Source organism: Undibacterium sp. Ji22W (genome assembly GCF_049340305.1).
Lineage (GTDB): Bacteria > Pseudomonadota > Gammaproteobacteria > Burkholderiales > Burkholderiaceae_D > Undibacterium.
Map to the genome: position 1 here is coordinate 144,153 of NZ_JBMPOU010000002.1, position 25,959 is coordinate 170,111.

23 protein-coding genes and 1 riboswitch are annotated in these 25,959 nt (G+C 46.4%); of the genes, 4 read left to right on the forward strand and 19 right to left on the reverse strand.

What is annotated here, in order from left to right; translation table 11 throughout:
- Positions 1–6: 6 nt before the first annotated feature.
- Together ACO0KW_RS07455 and ACO0KW_RS07460 are read right to left on the reverse strand one after the other, a co-directional pair.
- On the reverse strand, positions 7–1,815 hold the full coding sequence (locus ACO0KW_RS07455; protein WP_423052225.1) for a Wzy polymerase domain-containing protein: 1,809 nt from the start codon (positions 1,813–1,815) through the stop codon (positions 7–9).
- Between the two features lie 191 nt (positions 1,816–2,006).
- The gene (locus tag ACO0KW_RS07460) at positions 2,007–3,203 is read right to left on the reverse strand and encodes an RCC1 domain-containing protein (protein ID WP_423052227.1); all 1,197 of its coding nucleotides are present in this window, start codon (positions 3,201–3,203) and stop codon (positions 2,007–2,009) included.
- 89 nt (positions 3,204–3,292) lie between these two features.
- Here ACO0KW_RS07460 and ACO0KW_RS07465 point away from each other — a divergent pair, with 89 nt between their 5' ends.
- Together ACO0KW_RS07465 and ACO0KW_RS07470 are read left to right on the forward strand one after the other, a co-directional pair.
- Entirely contained in the window at positions 3,293–3,808 is a 516-nt protein-coding gene (locus tag ACO0KW_RS07465; protein ID WP_423052229.1) for a hypothetical protein, read from the forward strand.
- Positions 3,809–4,075: 267 nt separating this feature from the next.
- The gene (locus tag ACO0KW_RS07470) at positions 4,076–4,828 is read left to right on the forward strand and encodes a ZIP family metal transporter (RefSeq protein ID WP_423053441.1); all 753 of its coding nucleotides are present in this window, start codon (positions 4,076–4,078) and stop codon (positions 4,826–4,828) included.
- Positions 4,829–4,845: 17 nt separating this feature from the next.
- Here the strand turns inward: ACO0KW_RS07470 and ACO0KW_RS07475 are convergent, their stop codons facing one another.
- The 11 genes from ACO0KW_RS07475 to ACO0KW_RS07525 all read right to left on the reverse strand — a co-directional run bounded on the left by ACO0KW_RS07475 (position 4,846) and on the right by ACO0KW_RS07525 (position 16,710).
- The gene (locus tag ACO0KW_RS07475; RefSeq protein ID WP_423052231.1) at positions 4,846–5,709 is read right to left on the reverse strand and encodes a sulfurtransferase; all 864 of its coding nucleotides are present in this window, start codon (positions 5,707–5,709) and stop codon (positions 4,846–4,848) included.
- A 20-nt stretch (positions 5,710–5,729) separates the two neighbouring features.
- Positions 5,730–6,665 (reverse strand): DMT family transporter, encoded by a 936-nt coding sequence (locus ACO0KW_RS07480; RefSeq protein ID WP_423052233.1) that lies wholly within the window; start codon positions 6,663–6,665, stop codon positions 5,730–5,732.
- A 91-nt stretch (positions 6,666–6,756) separates the two neighbouring features.
- Positions 6,757–7,872, reverse strand: coding sequence for an aromatic ring-hydroxylating oxygenase subunit alpha (locus tag ACO0KW_RS07485; protein WP_423052235.1), 1,116 nt, complete (start codon positions 7,870–7,872; stop codon positions 6,757–6,759).
- Positions 7,873–8,388: 516 nt separating this feature from the next.
- Positions 8,389–9,264, reverse strand: a complete 876-nt coding sequence (locus ACO0KW_RS07490; RefSeq protein WP_423052237.1) for a response regulator — start codon at positions 9,262–9,264, stop codon at positions 8,389–8,391.
- Positions 9,265–9,430: 166 nt separating this feature from the next.
- A complete protein-coding gene (thiE, locus tag ACO0KW_RS07495; protein WP_423052239.1) occupies positions 9,431–10,093 on the reverse strand; it encodes a thiamine phosphate synthase in 663 nt (220 codons plus the stop codon).
- Positions 10,090–10,965, reverse strand: a complete 876-nt coding sequence (thiD, locus tag ACO0KW_RS07500) for a bifunctional hydroxymethylpyrimidine kinase/phosphomethylpyrimidine kinase (protein ID WP_423052241.1) — start codon at positions 10,963–10,965, stop codon at positions 10,090–10,092. The genes thiE and thiD overlap by 4 nt, the downstream gene beginning before the upstream one ends.
- Positions 10,965–11,759 carry a thiazole synthase gene (locus ACO0KW_RS07505; RefSeq protein ID WP_423052243.1) on the reverse strand — a complete coding sequence of 265 codons (795 nt, stop codon included), beginning with the start codon at positions 11,757–11,759 and terminating at the stop codon, positions 10,965–10,967. The genes thiD and ACO0KW_RS07505 overlap by 1 nt, the downstream gene beginning before the upstream one ends.
- Positions 11,760–11,780: 21 nt before the next feature.
- Positions 11,781–11,894 (reverse strand): DUF559 domain-containing protein, encoded by a 114-nt coding sequence (locus ACO0KW_RS07510; RefSeq protein WP_423053442.1) that lies wholly within the window; start codon positions 11,892–11,894, stop codon positions 11,781–11,783.
- 183 nt (positions 11,895–12,077) lie between these two features.
- Positions 12,078–12,278 carry a sulfur carrier protein ThiS gene (gene thiS, locus ACO0KW_RS07515; RefSeq protein ID WP_423052245.1) on the reverse strand — a complete coding sequence of 67 codons (201 nt, stop codon included), beginning with the start codon at positions 12,276–12,278 and terminating at the stop codon, positions 12,078–12,080.
- Between the two features lie 8 nt (positions 12,279–12,286).
- On the reverse strand, positions 12,287–14,200 hold the full coding sequence (gene thiC / locus ACO0KW_RS07520) for a phosphomethylpyrimidine synthase ThiC (protein ID WP_423052247.1): 1,914 nt from the start codon (positions 14,198–14,200) through the stop codon (positions 12,287–12,289).
- Between the two features lie 84 nt (positions 14,201–14,284).
- Positions 14,285–14,386: riboswitch (TPP riboswitch) on the reverse strand.
- Positions 14,387–14,565: 179 nt separating this feature from the next.
- A complete protein-coding gene (locus tag ACO0KW_RS07525) occupies positions 14,566–16,710 on the reverse strand; it encodes a diguanylate cyclase (RefSeq protein ID WP_423052249.1) in 2,145 nt (714 codons plus the stop codon).
- Positions 16,711–17,194: 484 nt separating this feature from the next.
- Between ACO0KW_RS07525 and ACO0KW_RS07530 the strand changes: the two genes are divergently transcribed.
- Entirely contained in the window at positions 17,195–20,014 is a 2,820-nt protein-coding gene (locus ACO0KW_RS07530; protein WP_423052251.1) for a valine--tRNA ligase, read from the forward strand.
- A 912-nt stretch (positions 20,015–20,926) separates the two neighbouring features.
- Here ACO0KW_RS07530 and ACO0KW_RS07535 read toward each other — a convergent pair.
- The 5 genes from ACO0KW_RS07535 to ACO0KW_RS07555 all read right to left on the reverse strand — a co-directional run bounded on the left by ACO0KW_RS07535 (position 20,927) and on the right by ACO0KW_RS07555 (position 24,160).
- Positions 20,927–21,049 carry a hypothetical protein gene (locus ACO0KW_RS07535; protein WP_423052253.1) on the reverse strand — a complete coding sequence of 41 codons (123 nt, stop codon included), beginning with the start codon at positions 21,047–21,049 and terminating at the stop codon, positions 20,927–20,929.
- Positions 21,050–21,223: 174 nt separating this feature from the next.
- The gene (locus ACO0KW_RS07540) at positions 21,224–21,691 is read right to left on the reverse strand and encodes a VOC family protein (RefSeq protein WP_423052255.1); all 468 of its coding nucleotides are present in this window, start codon (positions 21,689–21,691) and stop codon (positions 21,224–21,226) included.
- A gap of 242 nt (positions 21,692–21,933) precedes the next feature.
- Complete coding sequence (locus tag ACO0KW_RS07545) at positions 21,934–22,299, reverse strand: hypothetical protein (protein ID WP_423052257.1); 366 nt, start codon at positions 22,297–22,299, stop codon at positions 21,934–21,936.
- A gap of 80 nt (positions 22,300–22,379) precedes the next feature.
- Positions 22,380–23,054 carry a tetratricopeptide repeat protein gene (locus tag ACO0KW_RS07550; RefSeq protein ID WP_423052259.1) on the reverse strand — a complete coding sequence of 225 codons (675 nt, stop codon included), beginning with the start codon at positions 23,052–23,054 and terminating at the stop codon, positions 22,380–22,382.
- A 20-nt stretch (positions 23,055–23,074) separates the two neighbouring features.
- Positions 23,075–24,160, reverse strand: a complete 1,086-nt coding sequence (locus tag ACO0KW_RS07555; RefSeq protein ID WP_423052262.1) for a potassium channel family protein — start codon at positions 24,158–24,160, stop codon at positions 23,075–23,077.
- Positions 24,161–24,558: 398 nt separating this feature from the next.
- Here ACO0KW_RS07555 and ACO0KW_RS07560 point away from each other — a divergent pair, with 398 nt between their 5' ends.
- Complete coding sequence (locus tag ACO0KW_RS07560; protein WP_423052265.1) at positions 24,559–25,095, forward strand: DUF2058 domain-containing protein; 537 nt, start codon at positions 24,559–24,561, stop codon at positions 25,093–25,095.
- 135 nt (positions 25,096–25,230) lie between these two features.
- Here ACO0KW_RS07560 and ACO0KW_RS07565 read toward each other — a convergent pair whose 3' ends face one another.
- Positions 25,231–25,779, reverse strand: coding sequence for an STM3941 family protein (locus ACO0KW_RS07565; RefSeq protein ID WP_423052267.1), 549 nt, complete (start codon positions 25,777–25,779; stop codon positions 25,231–25,233).
- Positions 25,780–25,959 lie beyond the last annotated feature (180 nt).

Consider the following 25,959-nt stretch of genomic DNA (forward strand, 5'->3'; position numbering starts at 1 on the left):
TGCCATTTAGGGTTGTTTCCGTTTATAGCTTGCCACTTCAAGCTGGGCAAATTGCGCTAGTTCCTGATACGTGTTTGCATCATTTTGTCCAAGCCAAATGAAACGTGGCAGATACACGTCAATCGCAGCTGGATAAGCCAACATCGCCGCGCGCAATTGTTGTTTTGCTTCAGCAATTTGTCCATTTTCTGCCAGAAGTGATGCTTGCCTAAAAACGACCTCTTCGACGGGAGCAGTTCGCAGTAAACGCATATTCAAATCAAGTTTTTGTTCAACCGACGCCTGCACAGAAACAAAGCTGGAGGGACTATATGCTTCTAATTCTGCCTGAAACAAGCTATGGTGATTGAGCGATTGTATCAATGCTTCCCTTGAAGTTTGATTCTCTATCTGCTGCGCTTCATCAATCGCAAATAAACCTTGTTCCATACGATAAAAATCGAGGCTAGTCTTTGACAAGAGCACAATCGAACTAAGTAACACGAGGAAATATCCTATTCGGAAAATTCTTGCCGCAGGTAAACGCACTGAACGCACATCGAGATAACCAAGAAAAAAGGCGGCAATACCAAGAAAATACGCATAATAAAGTGGCTGTTCTAACATACTATGTATCGTCAAGATTCCCAGACAAGCAAAAATATACAGTCGTTGCTGTTTGGAATGAAGTGTACGATGAAGTGTGTGATGAAGTGTGCGTTGAGCCCATGCAAAGGTTATCAATGGCAACGTCAAACTCACAAAACCCGCTATTCCACTAACAGCCAACATTTGTAAAATGAGATTATGCGCGTATTGGTCTATGCCCCATTGATTCACTACACCAGTTTGCGCCAATTGTTGAATCAATTGAAAAGCAAAAGTATCAAAGCCTACGCCCAACACCGGACTATTCAAAAACATCTGCCACGCATGCTGCCAAAGATAAACGCGCGCGCCTATTGTTTCTGAAAATTGCAGATATCTGTGTAATTGCGGCGCATCCACTTTAATCAGCAATGCCAGCACAACAAGGATCAGACCGGACAGCCACAAGAAGTTGCGCCAACGAAAATGGAATTTAGTCCTATTTGACTGAAAAGCCAGGACAAAAACAAAAGCAATCCATACACCATATAAATACACGCTACGTGATGCGGAAAGTATCATCGCAGCGATTAAGGTCAGCGCTATTGGTAGCACCCAGCTTAAGCCAAGCCGCGCTTGTTGATATAAATACAGGATGGAACAAAGTGAGATTGCCAGGTAACTCGCAAAGTGATTTTGCTGAGCGATATTGCCGAATACCCCGGCATCTGGTGCAAGTCTCGGATTGATGATGGTTTGTAAGATTGAGGGAATACCCACATATTGCACAATGCCAAACAAGGCATTGGTAGTACCTGCTAGCGCCAAAAAGCCTGCAATCCAGTGCATGCTATTGGATTTGACTTTGACATCATCGATGTACTTTGCCAGCATATGTCCAGTCCAGATGACGATAGCCATCCAAACCATGTAGCCAGAGATAATGAGCGCTCTGCTCCCGTAAGAAAAATAGCCGCCAACCATCTGCGCAGCAATCACCAATAAAAAACAAAAGGGTAATAAGATAATTTTCGGCGCACTGATTGCTTGCTTTTGACGTATCGTCCACACCAGAAAACTCAATGCAGCAAGCAAGCCAAAAAGTATGGCCAGCGCTTCTGAATAGAAGGAAGCAATCGGCAAGAAATGCCAAGGCAATACAAATGGCAAACTAAACATGCACGCTGACAGTATGCCAGCGAGTTTCAATAGCCAGAGTGGTTGATACGAGTAAGATAGCGTAGTCAAAATCTAAGTCTACTTGCGTTTAATTGAACAACAAATCTCAAGAGACGAAACGAAGCTCGTTTCATCGCATTAGCAAGCTCCAACATATCGTTGGCAGAAATAAAAAAGATGAGTGCATCGAGGACACACTCATCACTTCATCGTTCCGCAATCATTGAAACTTACGGAATTTCGCATTTTTATTACGACTTTTAACGTGAGGTACTTCCCAAGTTCAAAATATTTACACCACTCAAACCAACCACACGGACCGGTTTAGTTGAGTTGGTGACCGTACCGTTACCGAGTTGACCTGTCGCATTTGCTCCAAATGTCAAAACCTGACCATCACTCTGGATTGCAGAACCAAATGCTGTGCCAGTTGAAATAGACACCGCATCCACCACCGTCATGACGCGCACAGGCTTCGATTCCATGTGATAGCTGCCATTGCCCAATTGCCCCTGCGTATTTGCGCCCCAAGCAGAGACGCTCCGATCCGCATTCAAAGCCATACTGTTATACGCACCAGCCGAGATTGCTTTTACCCCCGTTAAACCAGAAACAAAAGTAGGAATATTATTTGTTTTCAGGCTACCATTTCCTAATTGCCCAGAACTATTTCTACCCCACGCTTTAACTGTACCATCATTCAATAATGCCAATGTATGCGACAAGCCTGTAGCCAATGCTTTCACATTACTTAAATTAGAAACCTGCACTGGAACACTGGAATTATTGTAAGTACCATTACCCAGTTGGCCAAAATCGTTAGCACCCCAAGCCCAAACTGTGCCGTCATTTTTCAACACGAGCGTAAAATCTGCACCCGTTGCCAGTGCTTTTACATTAGTCACATTAACTTGTTTCGGCAGGTTTGCATAGGAAGTCGCGGTACGCCCCCACCCCCACACGGTGCCATTTGTTTTAAGTGCTACAGTGTGATTTTGACCAGCCGCTACCGCTTTCACGGAGCTGATTCCTGTGAGTCGCATAGGAGTGCGAATCGACATCACTTGAGACATCCCCAATTGACCATTTGCATTACTGCCCCAAGCCCATAAACTACCGTCATTATGTAAAGCAACCGAGTGACGTTCACCCGTTCTGACCGCGGCAATCGCACTTAATCCTCGAACCTGTACGGGTATAGTAGAATAACTGAGCGTATTATTACCTAATTGACCTTCATAATTATAACCCCATGCATAAACATTACCCTCTGTGCTCAATGCCAGCGTATGAAGGTAATTACCCGACAATCGATCTTCGTTAGCGATACTTAGTTGTGGAGCTGGTGGTGGAGAAACCGCTTTTGCAGTAGATTCATCCTGATAATTACCGCCACCGCAGGCGCTCAGTAAGCAAGTCATGGCGGTCAAAGCGATAGCGCATAATTTTAAATTCATAACCCATCCTAATTGTGGAATAACATGTAGTAGACAAGCATGAAATTATAACAAATAGTTCCCAAATTAATTGAGAAAAAGGAAATTTAATGAATACGCAGTTTTACTCCTACAGACGACGCTTTGGGCAAACACCTGCAAAGTACATATCTTTGTTAATATTTATTTTGCCACTGTTAAATGTTACGTCCTCTGCTCAAACTCCAACATTTGAATGCAAAGATGCGCAAGGTCGCAAAATTCTTGCGAGTCGTTGCCCACTTGGCAGCACCATCGTGAAAGAGATTGAAGTCACACCAGTCCAAAATGGATTGGGTCAAAAACCAGCGGAAAAAAAACCCACACAAAGTCTGTGGGCGAAAGAAATCGAATTTAAAGAACGTCAAAAACAAAAAGAAGAACAGGCGGCGCTAGAGCGCGATAAACAAAGACGCGACGAAGAAAAATGCTACCAAAATCAGAAACGCTTAAACTCATTGCTGAGCGGCTTACCCATAACGACAGGCGAAAATGCACAAGGTGAACCGATCTTGATGGAGGATGAACAGCGCTTGGAAGAAATCAAAAAAGTGAAAGAAAAGCTAAAAAGCTGTAGGGTTGAATAGGTTCAAGTACGAATGAATCCACCAAACTTGTGCTGAAAAAGCTGGCTGTCGAAACAATGTTCATCAGCCAATCGTTATCTTTTCATTAGATCATTGGTGGTAGATCAAGAGTCAAATATTGAACGAACAATCGGTAAGCAATCACCAATCAAAGGCATGGTCGAAACGACTCTAAATTGCGGAAATGAGCGATCTATGGTCTAATTGCAACAAAGTTGCATATTTCTCGTTTCGAGGTTTAAAATTCATTCCACCCTGACTTCCATCATTTTTACGACAGCCATCGCCGGCGTGTTGAGCATTAGCTTTGCCGCGATTTTTTCGTTTACTTTATTGTCCAAATTGGTCGAACGCATGGTTAGCTTGTCGGTAGGCATCATGCTATCGACCTCTTTACTACATGCACTGCCCCGTGCTTTTGAATCAGGCACAGATCCACGCTCCTTATTTGCCTGTCTGCTCGGTGGCTTGCTGGCTTTCTTCTTATTAGAGAAATTCGCGATCCTACGCCATTCACATCATCATGAAGGTGATGGACATCATCATGAGCATGGTCATGATGCGCACGAAGCGGGTAAGGCAGGATGGATGATTTTGATTGGTGATGGCATGCATAACTTCACCGACGGGATCTTGATCGCAGCCGCTTTCTTGGCCGATCCGGGTCTCGGCATGGTCACCGCGTTGGCGATTATCGCGCATGAAATTCCGCAAGAAATTGGTGATTTTATCGTCTTATTAAATGCCGGCTTTTCCCGCACTCGCGCATACATCTACAATCTCTTATGCAGTTTGATGGCCGTGGTTGGTGGCGTTCTGGGTTACTTTACCCTGGACCAAGCCAGCAACTTGATTCCCTATGTACTCGTGCTGGCTTCGTCAGGTTTTATCTATATCGCTGTAAGCGATCTCATGCCGCAAATGCAGCGCCGTGCGAGTTTGAAAGAAACGATACCGCAAATTATTTTGGTTGGTTGCGGTGTGATGCTGGTGTTGTTTATGACCCAGCATCAGCATTGATTCTGATTGATTCTGATTTATTCGACTCCAGTTGCCACTGGACGCGAAACATCCGAACACCATTCACTCCACGACCCTGGATATAAAGCTGCACCACCTAAGCCAGCAACTTCCAATGCCAGCAAATTATGGCAAGCTGTTACGCCGGAGCCGCATTGCATGATGGCCTTGGTCGGATCCGCAATCAGGCCTTGCCATTCTTGACGTAATTCTTGTGCCGATTTAAAGCGTCCATCAGCTTGTAGATTGTCTTTAAAGAAGCGATTCTTCGCACCGGGAATATGTCCACCAACCGGATCCATGGTTTCATTCTCACCACGAAAACGATCTGCCGCGCGCGCATCAATGACTTGCAATGTCGTATCCACTTCAGCTTCTAGATTCTGCAGCACTGTATGCACATCGACCTGTTTGGTCAGACTAGCTTTCACGTCGATATTCCCCGCGATATTGCTGACAGTTTCAGCTTGCAATACCTGACCAGCACTGAGCCAGGCCGCAATACCACCATCCAAAACCGCTACGTGCGCATGACCGATAGAGCGTAGTAACCACCACAAACGTGCAGCAAACATGCCGCCGTGTGCATCATAGGCAATCACTTGCGTGTCTTGATTAATTCCCAAACGGCGTAAAGCCGCGAGCAAATCTTCTGTCTTAGGCAAAGGATGACGACCGGCAAAAACGCCCGCCGCATCAGTTTTACAGCCAGACAAATCACTATCCAAGTTGGCGAATACTGCCCCTGGAATATGTCCGGCATCGTAAGCATTTTTACCGGCCTGCGCGTCCATCAAATCATGACGGCAGTCGACGATCACCGTCGTTTTGTTACTTAGCTCCGCTACTAGTTGTTGTGCACTAATCAAAGTCGTATACATGGATTTTCCTCAGAGGCTACTTAACTGGCTTGATCAGCTTCTGCTGATTTTGTGCCAGAGTTACTATTGAACGAAGACGCTATCATACCGCTAGCCAAAATAACTGCAATTCCTAACCAACTGATCCAGCTCAAATCAAGCTTCCAGATCATGACATCGAGAGCGCTCGTGAACACAATACCCACGTATTGCAGATTCGCCGCGACCAATGGATTGCCCAGCCGATACGAACGTGTCATCGCTAACTGGGCAATCATGGCAAAGATGCCGACGCCCAGCAAGAGTGCAATCCCTTTGAGATCAAGTAAGTGATGATTTACATGCGCTGCTAATTGCGATTCGGAGAGCGTATTAAAATGCCAGAATTGCCCAAGCAAGCCCATCACAGTACACACCAGAGAAAAGTAGAAAACCACACGATATTCTGGCTCACCCGCCACACCCATTTGCCGCACCTGGATATACGCCATGGCTGCGATAAAGCCAGAACATAAGGCAATCAAACTATCGGGCAATTGTTCAACGCGTATGGTCGGGCGCAATAACATGACGACGCCGATAAAGCCCAGTAGTATCGACCATACGAGATGTGGTGGCAGATGCACGACATCCTTGCCGCGATTTTTCCACCAAGACATCGCGAACAGAATCACTGCAACCCATATCGACGACATATAGCTCAGGGTCACCGATAGCGACAAAGGTAATTTCGAAATCGAATAAAACCATAGCCACAACGAGGTGACGCCAAAAATGCCGCGCCAGATATGACCTTTCACCATCTTGCTGCGCAGCGTGCCGTTTTGCCAGCGCATTAAAAGGTAAATACCGATAACACCAATCGCACCACGATAAGTCACAATCTCTGCCGTATTGTAAGTTTCAGAAGCGAGCTTGACGCAGACCCCCATCAAAGAAAACAGAAAAGTGGCCACCAACATCCAGAGTGCCTGCATAAATCCTCTTTAACTTAATTAACTATTTGTTTTAACAAACCGACGGCAGAAAAAAGTATGGGGAAGCATCGCTTCCCCATGTTTAAAGTATTTAGAACGTCATCTTACTTCGGTACCATTCATGGAAGTGCTGCATACCGTCTTCCATCGGTGATTGATACGGACCTACTTCATTCTCGCCGCGATCCATCAAAATTTTACGACCAGCATCCATACGTGCACCGATCTCATCATCTTCGATACAGGTTTCCATATACGCCGCACGCTCTGCTTCTATGAATTCACGCTCAAACAAAACGATTTCTTCAGGATAGTAGAACTCGACCACATTTTTGGTTTTGCCGGTGGCGGTTGGCCACAATGTTGAGACCACCAACACATGCGGATACCATTCAACCATGATGTTCGGATACAAAGTCAGCCAAATCGCACCGTATTTTGGCGGTTCGCCGCCACGGAATTTTAAGACTTGTTCTTGCCATGCCTGATATTTAGCAGAGCCCGATTTCAATAAGCCTTTATGCACACCGACAGTTTGGACGCTGTAGTCTTCACCAAATTCCCATTTCAAATCGTCACACGTAACGAAGCTTCCTAGACCAGGATGAAAAGGTTCGACGTGATAATCTTCCAGATAAACTTCAATAAAAGTCTTCCAGTTGTAATCGCATTCATGCACTTCGACGTGATCAAGCATGTAGCCAGTGAAATCCAAATCCTTGGTCACGGATAAAGTCGCCATTTTCTCCATGACGTTATACCCGTTTTGCTCAAACAGCAAACCATTCCAATTTTGAATTGGAGTACGTGATAAATTGAGGCACGGCGTATCTTTGAAATGCGGTGCGCCTATCAGTTCGCCCTTCAGATCATAGGTCCAGCGATGCAAAGGACAGACAATATGATTGGTATTGCCGCGACCGGTCGTACCGGGACCGCCAAACATTAAAGCCTGACGATGACGACAAACATTCGAGAGTAATTCGATACCATCTTTGCCGCGCACCAGCATACGCCCTTCGTTCTCAGAAGCGAGCGTCGCATAGTCGCCGACGTTAGGAATCATCAATTCATGACCAACGTAGCGTGGACCAGATTGAAATAATTGTTTGATCTCGCTCGTTAACAAAGCTTGATCAAAATAAACATGCACCGGAAGTTGCGCGTCAGAACGCGCTAATGTAGACAAAGAAGCCAGATCGGACATCCCCACCCCCCAAATTAATTTGCACCAACCTAAGAGAGAAAGAATCCACAAATACCTATTTTCGATTGATTTTCACCAGCGTCGAAAATTCAAACAAGGAACAACAAGCGATAAGCAAATGCACTTGATGAGGAAATTTTGGACAGAACGCGGGATTATACCCGAAAGCATTTCTAAGGTCTTGTTTTGCTTAAGATTTATTTGACTGGCAGGCATGTGAAGATTGTTTTGACTCAATAACTTGCGACTTATTTTGCCAACTTGATAGTAAACGAAGATAAAAACCTAGTCGCAAAGTAGTCTGCCCGCAAATGAAAGCTTGTCGCCGATAAGGCGTTTACGAGAGCCAATTTAGTGAATACATTTACATTAATTATATTAACTAAATCATTAATATCAACACCAAAATTACCATGCTAAGTGCGAAAGACAGAAATTGTATTTGGACAAAACCCTACCATTAACAGGATTTTGTCCAAACCTAAAGCAGACATTGGCTCAAGAAATCATTCAAACTTAAATTTTTCCAGAATCACGCGCGCTCGGCAAAAATTTGGCAATGGTTGCCAGCAAGTCGTCTTCTGAAACCGGCTTGCTCAAGAAGGAATCACAACCCGACCAATTCGCGCGCAGTTTATCGATAATGGAGGATTTGCTTGTCAACATCACCACGGCAGATGATTTAGTTTTCGAATTAGACTTTATCCGTTTACACACTTCATAGCCGTCGATGCCCGGCATCATAATGTCTAGAAAAATGCAGTTGTACGGTTTATCGTTGGCTTTCGCCGCCGCCTTTTCAACCGCTTGTTCACCAGTTTCTGCAAAATCAACATCAAACTGGAATGGCGATAATTTGATGCGCATAAACGCGCGGACCGTTGCGCTGTCATCCACCACTAACACAGTTTCACGTACCGGTGTTTCGACCGGAGCTGGTGTTGCGCTGTTTTTTTGATCACTGGAACGTCGTAAAGTCGCACCATCCCAATCGTTATTGACTGCAGCACGCGCGCTGCGCTCACGCAAAGCACGTTGCATTTCCTGATCCAGATTTTCAAATAAACGCATCCAGTGAATCGGTTTGGTGACAAAAGGCCATGGCGTCTCTACGGCAGTTCTACCTATAACGACAGCAGGTGAGTGCGCATTTGGTACACCAATATTTCTGCGAGCGAGTTCTTCCAAAGCTTCGGGATTATCCGCGTTGATTAAGTAGATATCCGCACGCGTATCTGATTCTTCTGCCTCAACGTAGCACATCTGACGACGACTAGTCAGGCGAAAAGTGGAACTTAGCATGCTTTTTTCAGCATCTGAAAATCCACGCATTTCTAAAATAAAACGGCGGCTGGCTTCTGGAGCTGCCACCATGGAAGTGGATTGAGTCATTACTTAACCTGGTTTTGTTTTTTGAACATCAGTCCATGGATCATACAATAAAGCGATCAAAGTTAAGCAAAAAGGCGGGCAATTCTTCAGGATAACAACGCCAATTCAGGGTTCAAGTTCGATTTGAGAAATTTACACAACATGCAATCGCTTTGAATATATTTATTTATTGAAACAAGGCAATAAAATCCTTCACCACTTGCTCAGGTTGCACAGCGTGATACACGCTACTAATCGCTGCCACCATGTCTGCACCGCGCTCTACCAAAGGGCGTGCCAGATCAACAGTCATACCACCGATCACTACTTGGGGCAGATGCAATTCTGCTCGCGCCAGCGCCACTATTTCGGGCTTCGTCGTGACTGGGTATTGCTTAACAATTGAGGGATAAAAACCACCAAAGGCCATATAACTAGCACCTTGGATTTGCGCTAAACGTGCTAGTCCCAAATCTCCATAGCAGGAAGATCCGACAATTTTTTCTGGCCCCAATAATGAGCGGGCTTGCGCCACGGAAATATCACTTCCACCAACATGGACGCCATCGGCATTCAGTTGCATGGACAAATTCACAAAATCATTGATGATGAAAGGCACTGCATATTTCTTGCATAGATTGTGCAAAGCGCTGGCCTGCGCATAACGCAATTCAATATTCGCAGTCTTATGTCGGTATTGCAGCAAACTGACTCCCGCTGCCAAAGCGCGCTCTGTCACACTTAACAGCCGTTGGGTATCATCCCAATTCGGCGTCACCAAATACAGGCCACGTAACTGTTGTTGCCAATTTTTCTCTGAATTTTTTTTGGTATCTTGATTTACATTCATCTTGCATCCTTATAGTCGAATCGAGATGGAATAAATTGTCCATGTGCGATTTGGTACGCGCTTTCCAAGCAGCGTTGAACGTAAGCTTGCGCATTCACTAAACTTAGCTCCAGTCCGTGTCCCAGTGCCAATTGCGCAGCAATCGCCGCAGCCAGAGTACAGCCACTGCCATGAAACTCTCCCGTCTGACGTGGCCAACTCCAAGATTGAGTGACATGCGCAGAGCGCGTCTCTATATCCCACGCTATCCAACGATTATGGACTTCACTTCCACTGGCATGCCCACCTTTCACCAAGACATCACAAGCAAATTTCTCTGCCAGATAGCCAGCACGTAATTCATCCGTCGCGTTTAGTACGAACTGACCGTTTTTGGTCATATGCTCTGTCAAACGATCCAATTCCGGCAAATTCGGCGTAAGCAAACTCGCACAAACTAAGACAGGTTGCACTGCTTGCACCGCATCTTGAATCGCCAGTGCGTTACCGCGCCCACTACCGAGCACAGGATCGACGATCACGGGTAGCTGCGGCAAAAGAATGCGCAGACGTGCGATACACTCTGCGATGCAGGTCGCATTTTCAAACGAACCAACAATGCCGACCTTGACCGCGACAATCGGCACTTGCGCTAACAAGGTTTCAAACTGCTCACGCAATATGTGCGTATCAACTGGGTAAACAGCACGAACCTGATTATTATCTTGCACGGTCAAGGCAGTGATAATCGTTAAGGCGTGCGCCCCTTGTGCTGTGATCGCTTCAATGTCGGCTTGTATGCCAGCACCACCACTAGGATCATGTCCGGCGAATACTAAGACACAAGGGCGATTTCCACACGCATGTGTCTGACCATGTAGCTGTCCACTCATCAAGCGACACGCCCTGCCATCGGTGAGGATGGTGATGCCGCGAATTTTCGTGGAATCCGCCCCGCCAAAAATGCTTCCCGCCCAGCTTCTACCGCCAGACCCATGGCACGCGCCATACGAATCGGATCACGCGCCCCGGCAATTGCCGTATTCATCAACACGCCATCACAACCTAGCTCCATCGCAATCGCCGCATCAGATGCGGTTCCAACTCCGGCATCGACGATAATAGGTACGTTAGCTTGCTCGATAATCAAAGAGAGATTCCACGGATTTAATATGCCCATGCCAGAGCCGATCAAGGAGGCGAGTGGCATCACGGCGACGCAACCGATGTCTTCCAGCATGCGCGCTTGAATTGGATCATCGCTGCAGTACACCATGACATCAAAACCATCGTTGACCAGGAATTTCGCAGCGTCCAAAGTTTCAGGCATATTGGGAAAAAGAGTTTTTTCATCACCCAAGACTTCCAGCTTACATAGCTTGTGACCACCGAGGAGTTCACGCCCTAATTGCAAAGTGTAAATCGCGTCTTTGGCGTTGTAACAGCCAGCCGTATTTGGCAGGATGGTGTACTTCGACATCGGTACCACATCGAGCAGACTCGGTACGTTGGGATCTTGACCTATGTTCACGCGACGTATCGCGACCGTGATGATTTCAGCGCCACTGGCTTCGGTGGCTAATTTGGTTTGGTCTAGGTCTTTGTATTTGCCGCTGCCGACTAAGAGGCGTGAGCTATAGGCTTTGCCTGCTATGGTCAGGCTGTTTGGTTTGGTTTGTGTTGTCATGGTATTTTCCTGATTAATTTTTTACTCATTCATCTGACTGAAACCCATCTTGCTCATCTGCACCTGTCGAAAAATCTCTTCCGCCACGTTATCCAGCTCGTCAATCACTTGATTATTCCAAAATCGCAGAACGATGTAGCCAGTTGTAGAACATTAGTAGTGAGCTCGTCATCGAAAGAATTTCTCGGTGTTTGGGAGGTGCGAGAAATTCAATTTTGGGGATGCTGTGCTAGGCGCAAAGCGCAGCAATACGTCGGTATTGCGAGCATTTTCAACAACGCAAAGCGCCCCACAATTGAATTCATCGCCCCTCCCGAGCTATCCACCACCAATCGCCCGTACCACATCCACCTGATCGCCCGCCTGCAGCGTGTGTTGCTGCCACTGCGTACGGCGTATCACTTGACGATTGACTGCGACCGCGATTGCTTGACTACCTAATTGCAGTTCCACAATCAAACTATGCAAATCAGTTTTTGGCGATAAAACACGTAGCTCTCCATTAAGTTGAATTTCCATCGCAGCACCTAAGATTTTTTATAAATTTCCCCACCGGATTTGACGAACTCGATGGCTTTGACTTCCATACCTTTTTTCAATGCATCGATTTCGCTAATACCTTGTGTCGCTGCGTAGTCACGTACTTCTTGCGTGATTTTCATCGAGCAGAAATGTGGTCCACACATAGAGCAAAAATGCGCGACTTTGGCAGAATCTTTGGGCAGCGTTTCATCATGAAATTCGCGCGCTTTATCTGGGTCCAAGCCAATATTAAATTGGTCTTCCCAACGAAATTCGAAACGTGCTTTAGACAAAGCGTTATCGCGGATTTGTGCGCCCGGATGTCCCTTTGCCAGATCGGCAGCATGTGCTGCAATTTTGTACGTGATGATGCCATCTTTAACGTCGACTTTATTCGGCAAACCCAAGTGCTCTTTCGGCGTGACGTAGCACAGCATCGCCGTGCCATACCAACCGATTTGTGCTGCGCCTATCCCCGACGTGATGTGATCGTAACCGGGTGCGATATCAGTCGTTAGTGGTCCCAAGGTATAGAACGGCGCCTCGTGGCACTGTTCCAATTGCAGATCCATGTTCTCTTTGATCAGATGCATCGGCACATGACCTGGCCCTTCTATCATCACCTGTACATCATGTTTCCACGCGATCTGTGTTAGTTCGCCCAGCGTCTTTAACTCACCGAGTTGTGCTTCATCGTTTGCATCATAAATCGAGCCTGGGCGTAATCCATCGCCTAAAGAAAACGACACATCATAGGCCTTCATGATCTGGCAAATGTCTTCGAAATGCTCGTACAAGAAACTCTCTTTATGATGTGCGAGACACCATTTCGCCATAATTGAGCCTCCCCGAGAAACGATGCCAGTCAGTCGTTTTGCGGTCATCGGCACGTATTGCAAAAGTACGCCCGCATGGATCGTAAAATAATCGACGCCCTGCTCCGCTTGTTCGATCAAAGTATCGCGAAAAATTTCCCACGTCAGATCTTCGGCCTTACCATTTACTTTTTCCAGCGCCTGATAAATCGGTACCGTGCCAATCGGCACTGGCGAATTACGGATGATCCATTCGCGGGTTTCGTGTATGTGTTTTCCGGTCGAGAGATCCATCACGTTATCGCCACCCCAGCGTATCGCCCAGGTCATTTTTTCAACTTCTTCACCGATAGAAGATGTGACTGCAGAGTTACCAATATTCGCGTTAATTTTGACTAAAAAATTACGACCGATAATCATTGGCTCGACTTCTGGATGATTAATATTCGCAGGAATAATTGCACGACCACGGGCGATTTCATCCCGTACAAATTCTGGTGTGATCTGCGCAGGAATCGAAGCACCGAACGATTGTCCTGGGTGTTGACGCCCCATCATCGCAGCGAGTTTCTCGCCCATAGGGCCGGAATTTTTCAGATTATCCAAATACTCTTGACGTCGCATATTTTCACGAATCGCCACGTATTCCATTTCTGGTGTGACGATACCTTGTCTGGCGTAATGCATTTGCGTGACATTCTTGCCTTGCAGTGCGCGGCGCGGTTTGCGTTGTAAGTTAAAACGTAGCTCATGCAATTTAGGATCATGCAGACGTTCTATGCCGTATTCTGAACTTGGGCCAGTTAATTCTTCGGTGTCTTTGCGTTCCGCAATCCAAGCGCCACGCACAGACGCTAAGCCTGAGCGAATATCGATTTTCGCATCGGGATCCGTGTAAGGGCCAGAAGTATCGTAGACATAAATCGGTGGATTTTTTTCTGCACCGAACATCGCTGGCGTATCGGCTTGTGAGATTTCACGCATCGGCACACGGATGTCAACACGACTTCCTGTCACATAAATTTTGCGGGAATTCGGTAAAGCTTGAATAGCGGCTTCGTCGACCTTGGCGGTGGCGGACAGAAATTGTGGGTTGGCGTTCATTTGGCTCCTTTGCTTTATTGACGGCACGGAGCCAGCAAAGGAGTTTCCAATTTGGGTGATGGCACACCGCACATTCAGGTGGCATCACGGCTTTGGCTGCTTCCCTTCGCTGGCATTATCCAGATCAGGTTCAAGGGTATTTCTCACCCGACAGATACAAGCTCGTCAGGACCCCTAGCGTTTTACTTCGTTTGTTTTACTGTTACTGCTGCAATCGTTAACTACACCCGTTGTGTGGGAATTGCCGGCGCATTATAGCGGTGATTCTTAGGAATAGCCAACTCACAATGTCAACTTATTCTAGGAAAACTAAATCAATCGAATCGAATCAATCGAATTGAGTCGCATCAACCAAGTTGACTCCCTTAAGCATGCAAACTAGTAGAAGTATGCATCGTGGTCGTTTCTTGCGGCGGCCCCAGCACTTCTATCATCTCGACCATATTTTCTTTGATGGCAGCGGCTAAATCATGCGTCAAGGTTGGAATTGCCAATTCGTGCCCGACCAATAGCTTCGATAAGCCGTACGCACGATTGCGGCCATGCGTTTTACCCAAATATAGCGCCATATCAGCAATTTGTAAGGCGCGCTCCCAATCACAAAATTCTTCTGGCACATCTGAAAATGGCACTGAAATAAAACCAGCAGTCACCGTCACCGGAATAACCAAAGCGCCGTGCGTAAATGGTGTGTCACCGATCGTGCGTAAGACGCGTTCCACCAAACTGGTGATCTGCTCTGGATTCGATTTTGGGGAGTAAATCAAAAACTCTTCACCACCCCAGCGCATGACCATGTCTTCATCACGCACAACGTTCTTGAGACGCACGGCGACTTCTTTTAAGACCACATCACCCACCGCGTGACCCCATGTGTCATTGATGTGTTTAAAGTGATCAATATCCATCAATACCATGCAATCAGGATTACGATAACTGCCCTCGCGTCGCTCTACATCAACCTTACCAACGCGATTCGCCATTAAGCTAATAAAAGAACGACGATTATGTAATCCGGTCAAAGCATCCCGAATCGCATGAAACTCTAACTGCAAATTCACTTCTTGCAATTGTTCATTCAATTTTTTGCTACGGCGATACAACATATAAATAAAGCAGCCCGCTAATACGCCGACCAAAGACGCCAGCCCCGCTACCAATTGTTGTAGACGATGATTCTTGATATCGGCATCTTTTAGCGCATTATCTTTCGCTAAAATTTCAATTTGCTTTTTTCTTTGCTCAGTATCAAATTCTTCCTGCAAAGTCGCGACTGTCTTCGCGCGATCCGATTGAAAAATTTGATCGCTTAATGTTTGTTGCTCTCTTACTTGTGCAAGGGCTTCTTTATACAAGCCTGCCGCCTCGTACATTTGCGATAGTTCGCCCATGATGGTTTCGACATCAGATTGCGCATGGCCTTTTTCAAAAAATTCTATGCCTAGCTTGACCAAATCCGCGCCTTCTTTGACCTTGCCTTGGTAGCCAAGCGCCAAACCCAGATTGACTTTAGCGCCTGCAACTCCCCATTCATTCTCCAACGCCTCAGATTTTGCCATCGCATCACGAGCATACGACTCGGCGCGTTTGAAATCCTTCTTAATCAGATATTGATCCGCCATGTTGAAAACCGCTAAGGCAACCAAGTAGGGAAGATTTTCTTCTTTCGCGATTTTCAGTGCAGTTTCATACTCTTTAAGTGCTTCATCATTGCGCTTGAGACTACTTAAAGCAACGCCGCGTGAAATCGAAATCGCGACAAATGCTTTTGGTGCCTGACTAGCCGAGGATACTGCCAGAGCTTCGGTCGTTGCTGCCAGCGCTTTTTCAGGATCTTTCATTTGCAGATACAATCCTGAAATCAAATCCCAAGTATGCATCTTCGCCTGCAATTGACGACGTGGCAGCTGCTCGCTCAGTTTGAGCATATCCAAATATTGCTTGAGAGCCTGATCAAATTTAAAGGTATTGCTATAGAACGCGGCATAGCTAGCACAATATCTAAACTGTACTTCGATGCTCTTCGATTTTGCAACCACGCCTTGCAACTTATCTAGGTGAGCAATCGCGCCCGCATAACCTGACTTTTCGTAAATATCGTAGGCGTCGAAAATCTCCAGCAAAAGCAAGGCTTCTTTATCCTTCAATTCCTTTGCTAATTCACGAAACTCCTTGACGGACTGCTCACCAAGTTTTGCCTTTCCCGCATCGTAATAAAGGCTACTCAATATCGCCAACACTTCGAGCCGAATAGCAGGTTTCGTATCAAGGGGTAAGTTTTGTTTAAACTCTAAAAGTTTGCGTAAGCCTTCGTCATTATTCTTGTCAGACAAAGCTTGAATATTGTCGATTTCTGCCATGATCTGCTTATCATCAGCCAGGCTTGGCAGAGCAAAACCAACGATGATCAAGAGGGAGAATATTTGCAACAAAGAGTAGTTTTTTAGCTCATCAAAAACACTCAATTTTTGGTCGCTTGAATAAGCAAAGAAATTGAAAAAGCGTTTCATGTACTAATCACCTCGTTCACGTTGCCTGTGCGTGCACGAAAAAAATTCATTTGCAGCCAGAGTTGCTGGCGCAGCGTGCATGTTTTTTCTTATATTGTGCAGATTTCCGTATGCTAGCACTTTCCTAAAAGCATCTTTGCTTTTTTTTGATCGGTGTAGAAATAAGCCACAGTTTTAGTAGTTTCCTACAATTTTCCGTTACTTAAAAATTTAATTTTAATAGTATTTTCTATTTTTCCTCTCATTATGAAACCACTTAGGCAAATCGAAATTTTACTTAAATTAATTGCAAGCCTTCCACTATTGAGAGCTTTCAAGCCTGTATCTGACATCTAGTCGAAGAAAAACAAAGGGAATAATTCAAGTAATACATCCTAGTCATTCACAGTCATTTATAATCAAAGGTTTCGCCAATCAAATACCCGGAGACGAGCACATTCAGATGTGCTGCTGATCCTACTAACTGAGAGTTTGCATATACATCATGGAATTAGCTAAGTCTTTTGAACCTGCCAACATCGAATCCTTCTGGCGTACAGAATGGGAAAAGCGCGGATACTTCGCCGCGTCTACCGATGAATCCAAACCTTCATTTAGTATTCAGTTGCCGCCACCAAATGTGACCGGCACTTTGCACATGGGTCATGCCTTCAACCAAACGATTATGGATGGCTTGACGCGTTACTACCGTATGCGTGGCCATAACACGGCATGGGTACCAGGTACCGATCACGCCGGTATCGCGACACAAATCGTCGTGGAACGCCAACTCGATGCACAAAAGATTTCTCGCCATGATTTAGGCCGTGAAAAGTTCTTAGAAAAAGTCTGGGAATGGAAAGAAAAATCCGGCTCCACCATTACCGGCCAAATGCGTCGCATGGGTGCGTCTGCGGATTGGAATCGTGAATACTTTACGATGGACGCAGAGCGCTCCAAAGTGGTGACAGAAGTGTTCGTCCGTCTGGTAGAACAAGGTTTGATCTATCGCGGAAAGCGCTTAGTGAACTGGGACCCAGTCTTGGGTACCGCCGTATCTGATTTGGAAGTGGTGTCTGAAGAAGAAGACGGCTCCATGTGGCACATCCGTTATCCATTTGCAGATGGTAGCGGTCACCTCACAGTTGCAACAACACGTCCAGAGACTTTGCTCGGTGACGTTGCTGTCGCAGTCGATCCAACCGATGAACGTTACTCCGCGTTCGTGGGCAAAATGCTGAAATTGCCTTTAACCGACAAAGAAATTCCCGTCATCGCCGACAGTTATGTCGATAAAGAATTCGGCACTGGCTGCGTGAAGATCACACCAGCGCATGACTTCAACGATTACGCGGTTGGACAACGTCATAATTTAGAAATGATCAGTATCTTAACTTTAGATGCGAAGATCAATGAAAACGGCCCTGCGGTTTATCAAGGCATGGATAGATTCGTCGCTCGTAAGCAAATGGTTGCTGATCTCGATGCATTAGGGCTGCTCGAATCTGTGAAGCCACACAAACTCATGGTGCCACGTGGCGACCGTACCAATGTCGTGATCGAACCGATGTTGACCGATCAATGGTTCATGGCGATGAGTAAAGCGGCGCCAGAAGGCACGCACTTCCCAGGCAAATCAATTGCCGAAGTCGCTCTCGAAAAAGTCGCGAACGGTGAAGTAAAATTCGTACCAGAAAACTGGAGCACGACTTACAACCAATGGCTCAATAATATTCAAGACTGGTGTATCTCGCGCCAATTGTGGTGGGGTCATCAAATCCCAGCATGGTATGGTGACAATGGTGAAATTTTCGTCGCACGCGATGAAGCCGAAGCCAAAGCAAAAGCGGCAGCAGCTGGTTACGCTGGTGCATTAAACCGTGACAACGACGTACTCGATACCTGGTTCTCTTCCGCGCTCGTTCCATTCTCCACGATGGGCTGGCCAGAACTCACCGTTGATGCCAAGTTATTCTTGCCATCGTCTGTCTTGGTCACCGGTTTTGACATCATCTTTTTCTGGGTAGCGCGTATGGTCATGATGACCGCGCACTTCACTGGCAAGGTGCCGTTCCACACCGTGTACGTACACGGCTTGGTACGCGATTCTAGCGGCCAGAAAATGTCTAAATCCAAAGGCAATACGCTGGACCCTATCGATTTGATCGATGGCATCACGGTTGACGAACTCGCGGCAAAACGCACCGTTGGCTTGATGAATCCGAAACAAGCAGCCAGCATCGACAAAGCCACACGCAAAGAATTCGCTGATGGCATTCCTGCCTACGGCACTGACGCGTTGCGCTTCACGATGGCAAGCTATGCCTCACTCGGTCGCAACATTAACTTCGACTTAGGTCGCTGCGATGGCTATCGTAATTTCTGCAATAAATTGTGGAACGCAACGCGCTTTGTATTGATGAACACGGAAGGACAGGATTGCGGCTTCACTGGCACAGCAACCGACAATGACCTCGATTATTCACAAGCCGACAAGTGGATTATCTCTACCTTGCAGCGTACTGAGGCTGAACTCGAAAAAGGTTTCGCCGACTACCGCTTCGACAATATCGCCTCCGCCATCTACAAATTCGTGTGGGATGAATATTGCGATTGGTATTTGGAAGTCGCAAAGGTACAAGTACAACAAGGCACACCAGCGCAGCAACGTGCAACGCGTCGTACTTTGTTACGCGTGTTAGAAGTCACGCTGCGCATGGCACACCCAGTGATCCCATTTGTCACCGAAGCATTGTGGCAAACGGTCGCACCATTGGCAGGCAAAACCTTGAACCCAGCGGGCGACTCCATCATGATGCAAGCCTACCCATTGGTGAACGCGGAAGCGATAGACGAAGCCGCAGAAAGCTGGATGACAGGTCTCAAAGCCGCCATCGATGCATGCCGTAACTTGCGCGGTGAAATGCAATTGTCACCGGCAGTCCGCGTACCGCTGTTACTGCAACCAGCGAACGCAGCTGACAAAGCACGCATGGAAAGCTACGCACCTTACATGGCAGCCTTGGCAAAATTGTCGGAAGTACAGATTGTCGATGTACTTCCTGATTCACCAGCACCAGTCTCCATCGTCGGTGAAACTAAGTTGATGTTGAAAGTAGAAATCGACGTCGCCGCAGAACGCGAACGCCTGTCGAAAGAAATGGCAAAACTCGAAGCCGAAATCAACAAGGCTCAAGCCAAACTCAGCAATGAAAGTTTTGTGGCACGTGCTCCAGCTGCCGTTGTCGAACAAGAGAAAGAACGCGTCGCGGGCTTCTCTGCGACTTTGAGTAAGATGCAGGAGTCGTTTGCTAAGTTGGGGTGATTTGGTTTTTTAATTTGGTTGTAAATGCAAAAAGCGCTTCGAGGTTTTGAAGCGCTTTTTTGTTTTGACGAGGAAAATTCGTAGGGTGGGCACGGCTTCACCTTGCCCACGCGTAAGGGGCGATAAAGGTCAAAAGTATAAATTACGAGAACATCACTCTCCAGGTTTTCCAAATCTGCGTGGGCAAAAAAACGTGTCCCCCCTACATGGCTAGCGTGTCACATTTTCCTCATCAATAAAGGTAATGCGTACAAACGGAAATAACCAAATTAGGGTCACTATCCCAACTGCGATTGAGTACTCTCTGACAAATAGTGTCACCACTAAACAAAGAAAAAAGTTAAAAACGGAAACAAATGGCGCACATGCAATATTCCAACATGCAGCCTGAAACCTACTTCTCCGTATGAGATAAAAGAAAAGCGGCAAATGTAGGCCGATCAGAGGGGCAAGCAGAATGATAAATACTGTTGATTCTGAATCTCGATGTGGAGTGGTGCTGAATTTGGAAAACAAAATCCACCACGATGGCACGCCAACCACACAAGAGGCCAAAATATTGAGGGGCCTAAGTCCGAAAGCCATCGCTTCTTTACGCATATCTATCTATTTATATCTTTTCAACTTAAACAAGTATCGTATTACTCTTTCCCAATTATCTGCAACAAATAATGGTCTATCAAGATGAAACGCTTAGTCACGTAGAACACCATCCACCATGGTTGCCAAATCCGCATAGGCACAGAAAGCTTACGCATCCTACTTGACTACCAACCTTGTATGGCGAGTAAAACCCGCGCCGCCTAACCAATGTGCAAAGTTGATCGATCAGCATACCGCGCGGGTTGCACCCGCCCTACATCATTGTCCTGCTTCAAATAGTCCGCATAGCGTCGTTAGATGGGTAAACGCTCACTGCGCCTTCGCCGCCTCTGCCTTGGCTTCCTCAATTTCTGTCTTACTCATTTGCGACTCTGCATACTTACGATAGGTCACGGCATCATCATAATCGCCAGCGAGAATAAGCCATTTCATAGCCTCAACTTTATCGGTCGCAACACCTTTTCCTTTTAAGCCTTATAGGGCGGGTGCAACCCGCGCCGCCTAGACTATGTGCATAGTTGATCGACCAGTCTACCGCGCGGGTTGCACCCGCCCTACATTCCTTTGAAAACATTCGTGTTCAGCAAACCATAAAGCCGCTAGCTGCTAACCCCGAACCGCCGCCTCAATCTCAGCAATATCAATCTTCTTCTGCTTCATCATCGCCGCCATCGCCTTGCTCGATACTGCTTTGTCGGCATTCATTGTCAGTTCAAGCAAGCGCTTAGGATAGATCTGCCACGACACACCGAAGCGATCTTTGAGCCAGCCACAGACACTTTCTTCGCCGCCATTGCTGGTGAATGCAGCCCAGAGTCGGTCGTTTTCAGCTTGATCGTCTGTTGCAACCGCAATCGACACAGCTTCGCTCAATGTGAACATCGGCCCTGCATCGAGGATTTGGTAAGGGACACCGCCTAGCGTGAAGTCGATCACAGAGAACTCGCCATAGCCGTTGTCGCCCACATAAGCATTTTCGACTTTGCTGTTGGGAATTAAAGAGCAGTAATAGTCTGCAGCCTCTTGGCCTCGGCCGTCGCGAAACCAGAGGCAAGTGCGAATGGAATTGCTCATGGGACTGCTCCTTAAAAGTTGAGATGAATGATTGTAGGGATTAATTTCAGTTCACACAAATCTAGGCTTGTAGAGCGGATACATTTTTATTGAATTTGATAGGGTTTCAACATGTGGTTCAGCAAAGCATGATGCACTGTGCGGCCCATTACGAAAAACTTCGCGCAGCGATACCTTATGTCTGCCGCTCCACAACTATCGTGCGTAAGTCCAAAACTCTAAAGCGGTGCTGCAATGTCTTGTTATTGCTTTTTACGTTTTAGTTGAAATAGGCAGCCTGCCAATAAAATCGTGGACCACATCACTGTCAATGCAAACGGTCTATATGTCCATTGATAAGGGTGCGCCGAACCCTCCGGGTATTGCGCGGGGTAAGCCAACCAGTAAGCCAAGATAAGGCCGACAATGTAGATAAAGAGGAGGTTATAGACTTTAAAATACGGAGCAATAAAATAAGTGCTAACTAAGCCGATGAATGGCAATACAAATGCACTGGCGTACATATGCCAAATACCAAAAGTTCTAGATAGCCATTCGCTTAAAAAAGCGCCTGCGTACAAATAAAGCGGTATAAGTAAGATGGTCAATAACTGCCGAAGTGCATTCATATTATTTACCTAGCTTCAACAGACTCGTAGCCTTGTAGGTCTTCAAGCAACCTACATCGCTCCGGTAGATAATGGAGTTATCACTGCGCTTTTGCCGCCTGTGCCTTGGCTTCCTCGATTTCTTTCGCACTCATTTGCGACTCGGCATAGGTACGATACGTCACGGCATCATCATAATCGCCAGCAAGAATAAACCATTTCATGGCCTCAACTTTATCGACCGCAACACCTTTTCCTTTGAAGTACATTAGTCCTAATTGATATTGCGCACTGGCGTCCTTTTGTTGCGCCGCCTTGAGAAAAAGATCATGCGCTTTATCATAGTCACGAGAAACACCAATCCCATTGACATATAAAACCCCCAAACTATATTGCGCGTCGGCATACCCGAGCTCCACTGCCTTGTTGAACCAATAGACAGCCATGCCGTAGTTGGGGGCGACGCCCTTGGCTTTTGCGTACATACGTCCTAGATTGACTTGCGCACGGACATTATTCTGCTGCGCTGCTTTTTCGAACAGCGCTTTCGCCTCGACGTAATCCTTCGCGACACCTTCCCCCTTTAAATACATGAGGCCAAGATTAAATTGGGCATCTGGCTTTCCCTGCTCTGCAGCTTTCCGAAACGCAGCGGCAGCAGCCCGAAAATCCTGCCTGGCATACAACGTGACCCCATCCGAAAAATCATCGGCATGCACAAACAGACTTAAGGTGCTAAAAGTCACACACAGTAATAACTTCAAAAACGATTTCATATTTGCCTCTCGCTTTCTGATTAGGCTCGGATCATATCCAACAGATGGCGTTCAATCTCGGCGCGCCCTTCAGTGCTTGTCATCGCCACGATCACATCGCCAGCACGCAATAAGTATTGATCATCTGGATTAAAGGTCCAATCGCTATCAGCGCGAACCGCAATCAAAATATAGTCAGGGCTACGAAGCCGCAGTTTGCCCATGGCTGTAGCAGGAAAATTATGCGGTGTCGCGACCTCTTCAACTCGCAAATTTTTTTCTGATTTCAACATCTCATCCAAAAAACTCACGACATGAGGTCGCACCATTGCCGACGCCATACGCATGCCGCCGGTAAAGTCTGGGCAGATCACTTCATCGGCACCGGCTTTACGCATCTTTTCTACATTACGAAGCTCGTGTGAACGCGCCACAATACGCAATTGTGGATTCAACTGTTTGGCGGTAATGATGATCATCAGGTTACGTGAATCATCACCCGTCACCGCAAACAAACCACTCGCATCTAAAATATCAGCGTCGAGCAAAAGATCGTCGTCAGAAGCATCGCCATGCAAATAAAGCAGGTTAGGGAATTTGTCTAAGTATTCGTCGAAATGAGTTTGATCAGGATCGATGGCAACGAACCGCCGCCCTGTTTTTTGCAACTCGTCAGCCACATTACGACCGACGCGCCCAAAGCCGCAAACGATAAAATGTTGTCGCAATTTTTTGATACGTTTTTCCATTCGTCGTCTCCGCAGGGAATAGTCCAGATCTTTTTCAAGAAAAAACACAGTCAAACTAGTGAATAAAAAGGTCAACACACCCAAGCCTGCGATACTCATCACACCGGCAAAGACCTTGGCACCAAACGATGTGAGCGGCACGCCTTCACCATAGCCAACCGTAGAGATCGTGATCAGCGTCATATAGATCGCATTCTCCCAGCTAGTTTGGTCACCAAAATGATGGAAGCCAACGACGCCGACGCCAATCAAAGCCAGCAGAATCAAAGTCGCCCAACCAATGCGTGCCAGAATACGCATAAGTTGCGCATTTTCGCCTGCCCCGCGCGGCTGCATAGTCGACATCGAAGCCGGATTGTTTTTTTCTGGAGTCTGCATAAATTGAACTGATTTTTTCTTTAGTCGCCATTGTAGCCCTGCGCGATTTTGCGTCGGCGACATTTGTGCAAGTAAGCGCAATCTGTCGTTTTTTTCGTGAATCAAGGTTGGCAGTTTCTGGACTCTGTTTGACTTTGATCAATGATAGTCACATTGTCAACAGGAATGAAAGCGTTCTTGAATTACAGGGTCACGGATGAAAGGGTCACGAATTGCAAGTTCACATTTTTACAAGATCACAACTATTATTCTGACGATTCATCGTGATTTCTGAGGAAGCGCCTCCTAGTCTGACAATGCAAGAGGGCGCAGATTCATAAATTTTGTTATGCTAGCAGCTTGCGATTGGTCGGCAATGTTGACTTGGATCAGTGGCACTTATTTTATGGGAATGTAATATGGCATCGTTGCAAGATCAATTTTTAAAAGCAGGATTAGTCGATAAAAACAAGGCTAAGCTGGTTCATCAGGACAAGGTCAAACAGAAAAAAATAGAACGCCGCACAGGTAGCGAGAACGTAGATGAGGCGCGTTTGGCTGCGCTTGAAGTGCAACAAAAAAATGCCGAGCGCGCGCGTGAACTCAATGCCCAACGTGATGCGGCCGCTGCTCAAAAAGCCGTGTTTGCGCAAATTGTGCAGATGGTACAGAACAATCGACAAAGCAAAGGCAATGGCGACATCGCTTATTACTACACCCATGGCACCAAGATCGATAAGATCTATGTGTCGGCAGCAGTACAAGGACATCTCATCGCTGGCCGACTAGTGATTGTGTGTGTGGAGGGAAAAACAGAATTGGTGCCCCGAATTGTCGCGGACAAAATTTCTGAACGCGATGCTTCTCTGGTAGTACGAGTGAAGAAAACATCCACCGAGATTGATGAAGATGATCCGTATGCTGCGTACCAGATTCCAGATGATTTTACCTGGTAAAACCCTGTCAGCAACTGCCAATCAAAAACAATCAAAACGGCGGGCCTCGTTCACATTAAATGTATAAGCTGACGTGGCCGCCGCAAAAAAATGGCAATGAAAAAACTTGATTCACGACTTTTCGTCGAGCGTCATTTATGCATTTCTCCCATATTTTTCAAGATACCTATTGCAGACAGCGAGCAGCTCGTCGAAGTCGATTTTTAATGAGTTTGATGTGATGGCGATGGGGCTACCGCACAATTTGAAGTTCATTCTATTGAGCGCGCGTTTCATAGAACCACCGACCTCGATATACCGTTCGGGGTTAGTGACTTTGATGATCAGCGTTTTTTGCTTTTGCACCTCAAATATGTCAAACCCGACTATCTCTGACCACGGAATCAGTCCCGCTGATACGCCGCTTGAATTATCGAATATTCCAGCCGCACTCAAAATAAGCCCTGGCTTTTTGTCGAAAAATTTTTTAACGCCGAATAGTCCACAAAGACCAAAGAACGCAATCGATACCAAACCAATTCCATGAACAAGGATGGGGCTATTGAAGCGACGTTGGGCTGCAATTTCGGCAGAATTCAACTGTAGCATCCAAAGACCACCGACGACAAAACCACACGCAACCGCTATCAGAAACAGTATTTTGGTCTTGCTCAGTTCTATTACTTTTTCATCGGTGTTATTCATGGGACTCCTAATTCTCATAAGGTCGAACTGAACAGCTGGTCGCACAGACCATTTTTAAAGAACTAAGTCTTTTCAGTACAATGTTAAATATCACTTGAATCTTCTTCAATTGGCACGCGAAGCCAATGATCATTCACTGATTCACGCCCTGCTTGCCAACCGGCAGGCAAATTTGCAACC

What these genes read in the sequence shown, in the direction of transcription:
- ACO0KW_RS07480 (WP_423052233.1), bottom strand. Translation starts at nt 6,665, where the DNA reads ATGCAGGCACTCTGGATGTTGGTGGCCACTTTTCTGTTTTCTTTGATG.
- ACO0KW_RS07525 (WP_423052249.1), bottom strand. Translation starts at nt 16,710, where the DNA reads ATGAAACGCTTTTTCAATTTCTTTGCTTATTCAAGCGACCAAAAATTG.
- ACO0KW_RS07490 (WP_423052237.1), bottom strand. Translation starts at nt 9,264, where the DNA reads ATGACTCAATCCACTTCCATGGTGGCAGCTCCAGAAGCCAGCCGCCGT.
- ACO0KW_RS07465 (WP_423052229.1), top strand. Translation starts at nt 3,293, where the DNA reads ATGAATACGCAGTTTTACTCCTACAGACGACGCTTTGGGCAAACACCT.
- ACO0KW_RS07530 (WP_423052251.1), top strand. Translation starts at nt 17,195, where the DNA reads ATGGAATTAGCTAAGTCTTTTGAACCTGCCAACATCGAATCCTTCTGG.
- ACO0KW_RS07560 (WP_423052265.1), top strand. Translation starts at nt 24,559, where the DNA reads ATGGCATCGTTGCAAGATCAATTTTTAAAAGCAGGATTAGTCGATAAA.
- ACO0KW_RS07550 (WP_423052259.1), bottom strand. Translation starts at nt 23,054, where the DNA reads ATGAAATCGTTTTTGAAGTTATTACTGTGTGTGACTTTTAGCACCTTA.
- ACO0KW_RS07475 (WP_423052231.1), bottom strand. Translation starts at nt 5,709, where the DNA reads ATGTATACGACTTTGATTAGTGCACAACAACTAGTAGCGGAGCTAAGT.
- thiE (WP_423052239.1), bottom strand. Translation starts at nt 10,093, where the DNA reads ATGAATGTAAATCAAGATACCAAAAAAAATTCAGAGAAAAATTGGCAA.
- thiS (WP_423052245.1), bottom strand. Translation starts at nt 12,278, where the DNA reads ATGGAAATTCAACTTAATGGAGAGCTACGTGTTTTATCGCCAAAAACT.
- thiC (WP_423052247.1), bottom strand. Translation starts at nt 14,200, where the DNA reads ATGAACGCCAACCCACAATTTCTGTCCGCCACCGCCAAGGTCGACGAA.
- ACO0KW_RS07555 (WP_423052262.1), bottom strand. Translation starts at nt 24,160, where the DNA reads ATGCAGACTCCAGAAAAAAACAATCCGGCTTCGATGTCGACTATGCAG.
- ACO0KW_RS07505 (WP_423052243.1), bottom strand. Translation starts at nt 11,759, where the DNA reads ATGACAACACAAACCAAACCAAACAGCCTGACCATAGCAGGCAAAGCC.
- thiD (WP_423052241.1), bottom strand. Translation starts at nt 10,965, where the DNA reads ATGAGTGGACAGCTACATGGTCAGACACATGCGTGTGGAAATCGCCCT.
- ACO0KW_RS07540 (WP_423052255.1), bottom strand. Translation starts at nt 21,691, where the DNA reads ATGAGCAATTCCATTCGCACTTGCCTCTGGTTTCGCGACGGCCGAGGC.
- ACO0KW_RS07485 (WP_423052235.1), bottom strand. Translation starts at nt 7,872, where the DNA reads ATGTCCGATCTGGCTTCTTTGTCTACATTAGCGCGTTCTGACGCGCAA.
- ACO0KW_RS07545 (WP_423052257.1), bottom strand. Translation starts at nt 22,299, where the DNA reads ATGAATGCACTTCGGCAGTTATTGACCATCTTACTTATACCGCTTTAT.
- ACO0KW_RS07460 (WP_423052227.1), bottom strand. Translation starts at nt 3,203, where the DNA reads ATGAATTTAAAATTATGCGCTATCGCTTTGACCGCCATGACTTGCTTA.
- ACO0KW_RS07535 (WP_423052253.1), bottom strand. Translation starts at nt 21,049, where the DNA reads ATGAAATGGCTTATTCTCGCTGGCGATTATGATGATGCCGTGACCTAT.
- ACO0KW_RS07565 (WP_423052267.1), bottom strand. Translation starts at nt 25,779, where the DNA reads ATGAATAACACCGATGAAAAAGTAATAGAACTGAGCAAGACCAAAATA.